The 5,886-nt window shown below is 34.4% G+C and carries 5 protein-coding genes; 4 read left to right on the forward strand and 1 reads right to left on the reverse strand.

The features are described from left to right. Nucleotides 1-278: 278 nt before the first annotated feature. Genes V2H77_RS01290 through V2H77_RS01305 form a run of 4 tightly spaced genes read left to right on the forward strand, consistent with a single transcriptional unit; the run spans nucleotide 279 to nucleotide 4,983 of the window. Nucleotides 279-677, forward strand: coding sequence for a RidA family protein (locus V2H77_RS01290; RefSeq protein WP_341497353.1), 399 nt, complete (start codon nucleotides 279-281; stop codon nucleotides 675-677). Between the two features lie 49 nt (nucleotides 678-726). Continuing rightward, nucleotides 727-2,031: a 3-phosphoshikimate 1-carboxyvinyltransferase gene (locus tag V2H77_RS01295; RefSeq protein WP_341497354.1), complete on the forward strand. Its 1,305-nt coding sequence runs from the start codon at nucleotides 727-729 to the stop codon at nucleotides 2,029-2,031. 28 nt (nucleotides 2,032-2,059) lie between these two features. Next, nucleotides 2,060-3,415 carry a 3-phosphoshikimate 1-carboxyvinyltransferase gene (locus V2H77_RS01300; RefSeq protein WP_341497355.1) on the forward strand — a complete coding sequence of 452 codons (1,356 nt, stop codon included), beginning with the start codon at nucleotides 2,060-2,062 and terminating at the stop codon, nucleotides 3,413-3,415. A gap of 35 nt (nucleotides 3,416-3,450) precedes the next feature. Continuing rightward, nucleotides 3,451-4,983 carry an asparagine synthetase B family protein gene (locus tag V2H77_RS01305; RefSeq protein ID WP_341497356.1) on the forward strand — a complete coding sequence of 511 codons (1,533 nt, stop codon included), beginning with the start codon at nucleotides 3,451-3,453 and terminating at the stop codon, nucleotides 4,981-4,983. A 92-nt stretch (nucleotides 4,984-5,075) separates the two neighbouring features. Here V2H77_RS01305 and V2H77_RS01310 read toward each other — a convergent pair whose 3' ends face one another. Continuing rightward, a complete protein-coding gene (locus V2H77_RS01310) occupies nucleotides 5,076-5,762 on the reverse strand; it encodes a Crp/Fnr family transcriptional regulator (protein ID WP_341497357.1) in 687 nt (228 codons plus the stop codon). Nucleotides 5,763-5,886: the final 124 nt, after the last annotated feature.

A 5,886-nucleotide genomic window follows, 5' to 3' on the forward strand; every position in this document is an offset into this window, starting at 1 on the left:
ACTCGATTATTTAATACATAACTGATTCACTAATAAAAGAAATTTATTCATAAAAAATAATTTTTCCGTCCAGAGAAAATATTTATTCATTTTTAAAATAAAAAAATAAACCATTATTCTATTTTAATAATTAACTTTATTTTACATATCAGACTTTATATACTTTTATTAATATTGCATTGATTTAAGGATATTTTTTAGTTAACGGAATAAATTGTTTAAATTAATTTATTGTTCCCAAATCTTCTTCTTATATATTTTCATTTATAGGAGTATTTATGTCATCTCATGAAATTAGAAAAACAGTATTCAGCCCCTCTCCGTGGGAAAATAAAATGGGGTATTCGAGAGGAAAAAGAGTTGGCAATCAGATCTTTATTGCAGGATGTGTCGCTTCAGATGGCGATGGAAATGTTATGGGAGAAAATGCTTACGAGCAAACTCTATTTATCATAGAAAAAATTGAGAAATATTTAAAAGAACTTGGTGCAGAACTGACTGATGTTGTCAGCACAGTAACACATTTAACAGATTTCCAATATTTCGATGATTACTGTCGGGCATTTAATGAAAAATTTAGCGATATACGTCCAGTCAATACCACCATTGCCGTTAAATCGATGGTGAAGCCAGAACATTACGTTGAAATTACGACTATTGCTATCGACAGCAAATAGTTAAATTAAAGAATAATACCAATGGTAATTGATCTACTGGAGGCTTGGCATGAACAAAATTAGCGTGCTCCCCGGTTCCAATCTTAATGGGGAAATAGTCATACCATCATCTAAGCCTCATATCCAAAGAGCGCTACTATTAGCATTGTTGAATGAAGAAACAACAACCGTAAATAACATATCGTGGTGTACCGAAACAGAGGATCTGCTTATCGCGTTACAACAGTTTGGATTGCAAATTCAGGATCGAGGTGAAAATCATATTATATTGAAAGGAACACATCCAATATATCATTGCAATGGGATTATTAATGCTAATGGCTCTGGTATGTTGTTTAGAATCAGTGTCGCTTTAGCGTCACTGACAGAAAAAGAAGTTTATATAAAATGCAATGACTCATTGTTTAACAGAGAAAGCCTGTATGATGAATCATTTTTTTCATACCTGAATGTCTTTGCGGAAAAGCGAGAAGAAAATATCGTCATCGTTTCCAGGAGAATATATCCGTCACAATCACCATTAAACTTCAATAAGAGTACGCAATTCCTGTCATTCTCTCTTCTTGTTTCGCCATTTATTAAAGGGAAAAGTATTATCATTAACAATAACGGCGAAACTAAGAATGGATATGTCGATATAACAATTAAAATGATGGCGTTACTGGGAAGTAAAATCACCCGAATAGGCAGCACATTTATTTCAACTGAATATCAGTCAAAGGATATTACTATCAACATCCCTTCGGATTTTACATCACTAAGCTACATCGCTTCGTCAATATTAAGTATTAATCGACCAAGTAAAGTCACCATAAAAAATTATTATCTGGGTAATACCATTAATGAAAAAGTATTATTTGACATATATAAAAAATTTGGCATGAATTTAATCTACAATCCAATTAAGAATGATCTTAATATCATCTTAGAGGAGGAACATAACACTATTACAGATGAAATCCATTTAAATGAACTCCCTTCGGTTGCCACTAATATTATCTCGGCAGCGATTAATGGCAATGGAGATATCACATTTTCCGGTCTTAATGCTATAAACAATCATAAATGTCAACGAGCATTTATTATCAACGAAAATATACGCATGATGGGAGGAAAAAGTTATTTAATTTTTAATGATACTGGCGCTTTCAACAAAATAAGGATTAACGGTAACGGACCATTAAAAGGCGGCGTTGAAATATTCAGTTATTATGATCATCGAATTTGCGCATCTAATATTATTGCATCACTAGGGGCAAGAGAACCAACAACCATTCATCATATACATAAACTCGATGATGGTTTTCCTGGATTTATTCAATCCTTAAGCTCTCTCGGGGCTAGAATAAGTTAGCTAACAGTATAATAAGCGAGATAAAAATATGAAGTATTATGGTAATAATCATCCGCCATTTATCGAAATAAACAAAACCAAATCACTAAATGGTTCAATAACTTTACCTGCCTCAAAAAGCTCTTCAACTCGCGCCATTCTGACTGCATCATTAACGGAAGGTACAAGTAAAATAAATAACCTGGCATCAGGGAACAATACAACAGCAATGAAATTAAACTGTTCCCATTTAGGGGCATCATTTAATAGTGATATTATAGGGACAATCGTAGAAGGCATAGATGTCAGAAAAATTGATAAAAAAATCATCTTTAACCCTGGTAATTCTGGCGTTGTATTACGGCTATTAATGGGTGTATCCGGTTATTTGCCTGATACTGAATTTATTACAGAATACAGTCACTCGTTAGGTACACGATCACAATCAGAAATGGTCAATGCACTAAAATTACTCAATATTCAGTGCACCGCAGTTGGGCCTGATTCACTTTTACCAATAAGTATGAAATCAGATAGAAACATCGGTAGTTACACTGAAATTTCATGCAGAAAAAGCTCTCAATTCCTGAGTGGATTACTTTATTTAGGTGCTATTAGTGAACGAGATCTGCAAATAAAAGTCACCGATACCATTACCGCGCCATCGATGGTTCACACGACAATTAATAACTTACGCAAAGCCGGCATTAATATTGAATATGACGATAAATTCCGCAATTTCTTTACGACAGGAAAAAGTCGATTTATCCCATCAGAATTTAGCGTCGGCGCTGATCCAGCCAGCACGGCAGCGATCCTTGCACTTTGCGCCTCACTGAATTCTGACGTCACCCTAAACGGTTTCTTTGAGGAAGAATTAGGTAATGGCGCGGTAGTGGATTATTTAATTAACAGCGGAACGAAAATCAGCTTTACCAGAGAAGATTGTCTCAATATTCGCTCTGGCGGCACCCTAAAAGCGCAGGATTTCGATGGCTCATTGGCGCCAGATGCTGTACCTGCACTTGCTGCATTAGCTGCGTTTGCCGACGGTAAAAGCGTTTTCTATAACATTGAACATATCCGCTATAAAGAATCAGACAGAATTTCTGATTTCCGGCGGGAGTTAGACAAAATAGGGATTAGATCCGAAGAGAAGCTAGATCAATTAATTATTTATGGCAACCCATATGGATATAAAGGCGGTGTTATTGTTGATGGTCATTACGATCATGGATTAATCATGGCGCTCACAACCATAGGTTTACATTGTGATGAACCCCTCATTATTAGTGAGCCATATCATGTTGGTCAAACCTATCCAGAGTATTTCGCCGAAATATCCACATTAGGCGCTGATGTGAATGAATTAAAATATTCTGGCCCTATACCAGAAGACGTTTAAACATCATTGATAACTCTTAACCAAAGGAATTCACTATGTGTGGAATTGGTGGTATTTTTAATACAGAAAACAGGCTTATTGATGATATTGAAAATAAGCTACAGATTATAATGTCAAAAATAGCGCATCGAGGTGATGCATCTCGGTTTAATGAGAAGGTTGTCAGAAATAATTTTGCAATCGCAACCAACAGACTTGCCATTGTCGAACGTGATTCAGCCTATCAACCCATATCAAATCAAGAACATGATCTTCATCTTGTGTTGAATGGTCAAATTTATAATTATAAGTCGCTTCGAGATGAATTAACTAAACAAGGTTATCAATTTAAAAATGGTGGTGATGCAGAAGTCACCCTAATTGCCTATATTTGCTATGGCAAGTCATTTATTAAAAAATTAGATGGCATGTTTAGTTTTATTCTATTTGATAATAAGAATAATAAATTCTTATTAGGAAGAGATCATGTCGGAATAAAGCCACTCTATTACACCCAAAAAGAGGGTAACTGGTATGTGGCGTCAGAAATAAAATCATTAATCGAATTTAACTCAGAAATTAAACCCGTTGAACCCGGTTCAATTTTCGACGGCTTTACCAGTGAGAAATATATTAGCTACGACACCAATATTTCTGCAAGCAATGACAATTTCGAACAGGCAAAAGAAAAAGTCTATTCACTGTTAGATAACGCCGTCAGAAAGCGGGTTGACACAGATTTGCCCATATCAATTATGTTTAGCGGCGGCATAGACAGCACCATTGTGCTGTATCTTGCACACAAATATCACCACGATGTTACAGCAATTTCATTTGGATTACCCGGCTCAAAAGACATTGAAATTGCCCAAAGATATTGCTCTGAGAATAAGATAAAACACATTATATATACGTTTACTCAGGAAGAATTACTCAATAACATCCAAGATGCTGTCTATTATGGTGAGTTTTTCGAACAAATCGATGCAATTGACTCAAATATTGCTCACTTTGGCTATTATATTGCTAACCGTCTTGGCTTTAAAATTGCTTTATGTGGAGAAGGTAGTGATGAAATTTTTGCTGGCTACGATTTATTTAAAACGTATCCCGATCCCCTCCATCTTTCTCTATATCGATTAAACAATCTTCATAGGACTGATTTACAAAGAGTTGATCGAGCAAGCATGAGAAATACTGTTGAAGCAAGGGTTCCCTTTATGGATTCAGCACTGGTTCCTTACGTTTTAAGCCTGGATTTCTCTTACAAACTCAATAATGGAGTAGAAAAACATATTTTACGTGAAGCATTCAGAGGAAAAATACCCGAATATATCATTGACAGACCAAAAATAAGAATGCCAGATGGTAGCGGTGTAAAAAATACTATCATTGATTACATTAAAGAGGTTAAATGTGATCTACCAGAGAGCATTGTTGACAAACTTAATTCTATCGGTTTAACCAATCAAAGCTCTCTCTATTTCGCTGAAAAATATCTCGCTTTTGGTTATCCACTACCAAAAGAACGTTTCAAAGAATCTGGCAAAGATTTTTCAGAATCTGGTTACTTTAATTTCATATCGTAATTTAACCATTATGTTGATTGCTGCATTGTTTATTCTGCTAACAATGCAGCCATTTGAAAATAGAAAATAGAAAATAGAATTTTTTACTTTTATCAATTAACATTAAATTGAAAATCAATATCTCTTTTTAAAAAATCATAATCAATAATTTCAACGTTCTTATTCTTTGACATAATTATCCCTTTTTCATTCAAACTCTTAATAGCTCTATTTAATTGCCTGACTGAAACACCTAAAACAGATGCTAAATCTTCCCTTTTCTCTAATACCAACACAGTTCCATTTCTTTTAGAATGATAGTAAAGAAATCGCTTTAACTTATCCTCAACAGTTAAAAATACGCTCGTTCGAAATAAAGAAGACTCAAAAAGCTTATTACTGAGTTGTTTACAAACAAATTGAAGAAACCCAGGATCTGTTAATCCAAATATTCTTACCGTCTCTAACGGAATTGATAGCAGTACTGCTCGCTCCTGAGCAAAGACAGTATTAATTATGTTATCGCCTTGGGAATGAAAAAGCTCTAAATCTCCAATAAGAAAAAGAGGAGTAGCAAAGGCAAAAACAAAAAATTTTCCATTAATATTATAAAACTCAACCTTTAGTTTACCCTCAACTAAAATATAGATATGAGTAAAAATTGATGACTGGTGTATAAGATAGGTATTTTTATTAACTTCAACCACATCTAATTTTGGCATAAATGCTGCTGGAAGAATGCTATCAAGATGATATTTATCAACATAATCTTTCAATTTATTCTCTTTATCCCGATACATATCTAATCCACTATGTCTTAAATTACGCCATAACTAAGTATACCCGTTATCTTCCAAGTTGCCTCTTTGTTGGCTGCACTTACTCACCACAGTCACATAGGGTACAGATTACAGATTACAGATT

Origin of the sequence: Photorhabdus sp. P32 (assembly GCF_038085095.1) — a bacterium.
GTDB classification, from domain to species: domain Bacteria; phylum Pseudomonadota; class Gammaproteobacteria; order Enterobacterales; family Enterobacteriaceae; genus Photorhabdus; species Photorhabdus luminescens.

What these genes read in the sequence shown, in the direction of transcription:
- V2H77_RS01290 (WP_341497353.1), top strand. Translation starts at nt 279, where the DNA reads ATGTCATCTCATGAAATTAGAAAAACAGTATTCAGCCCCTCTCCGTGG.
- V2H77_RS01295 (WP_341497354.1), top strand. Translation starts at nt 727, where the DNA reads ATGAACAAAATTAGCGTGCTCCCCGGTTCCAATCTTAATGGGGAAATA.
- V2H77_RS01300 (WP_341497355.1), top strand. Translation starts at nt 2,060, where the DNA reads ATGAAGTATTATGGTAATAATCATCCGCCATTTATCGAAATAAACAAA.
- V2H77_RS01305 (WP_341497356.1), top strand. Translation starts at nt 3,451, where the DNA reads ATGTGTGGAATTGGTGGTATTTTTAATACAGAAAACAGGCTTATTGAT.
- V2H77_RS01310 (WP_341497357.1), bottom strand. Translation starts at nt 5,762, where the DNA reads ATGTATCGGGATAAAGAGAATAAATTGAAAGATTATGTTGATAAATAT.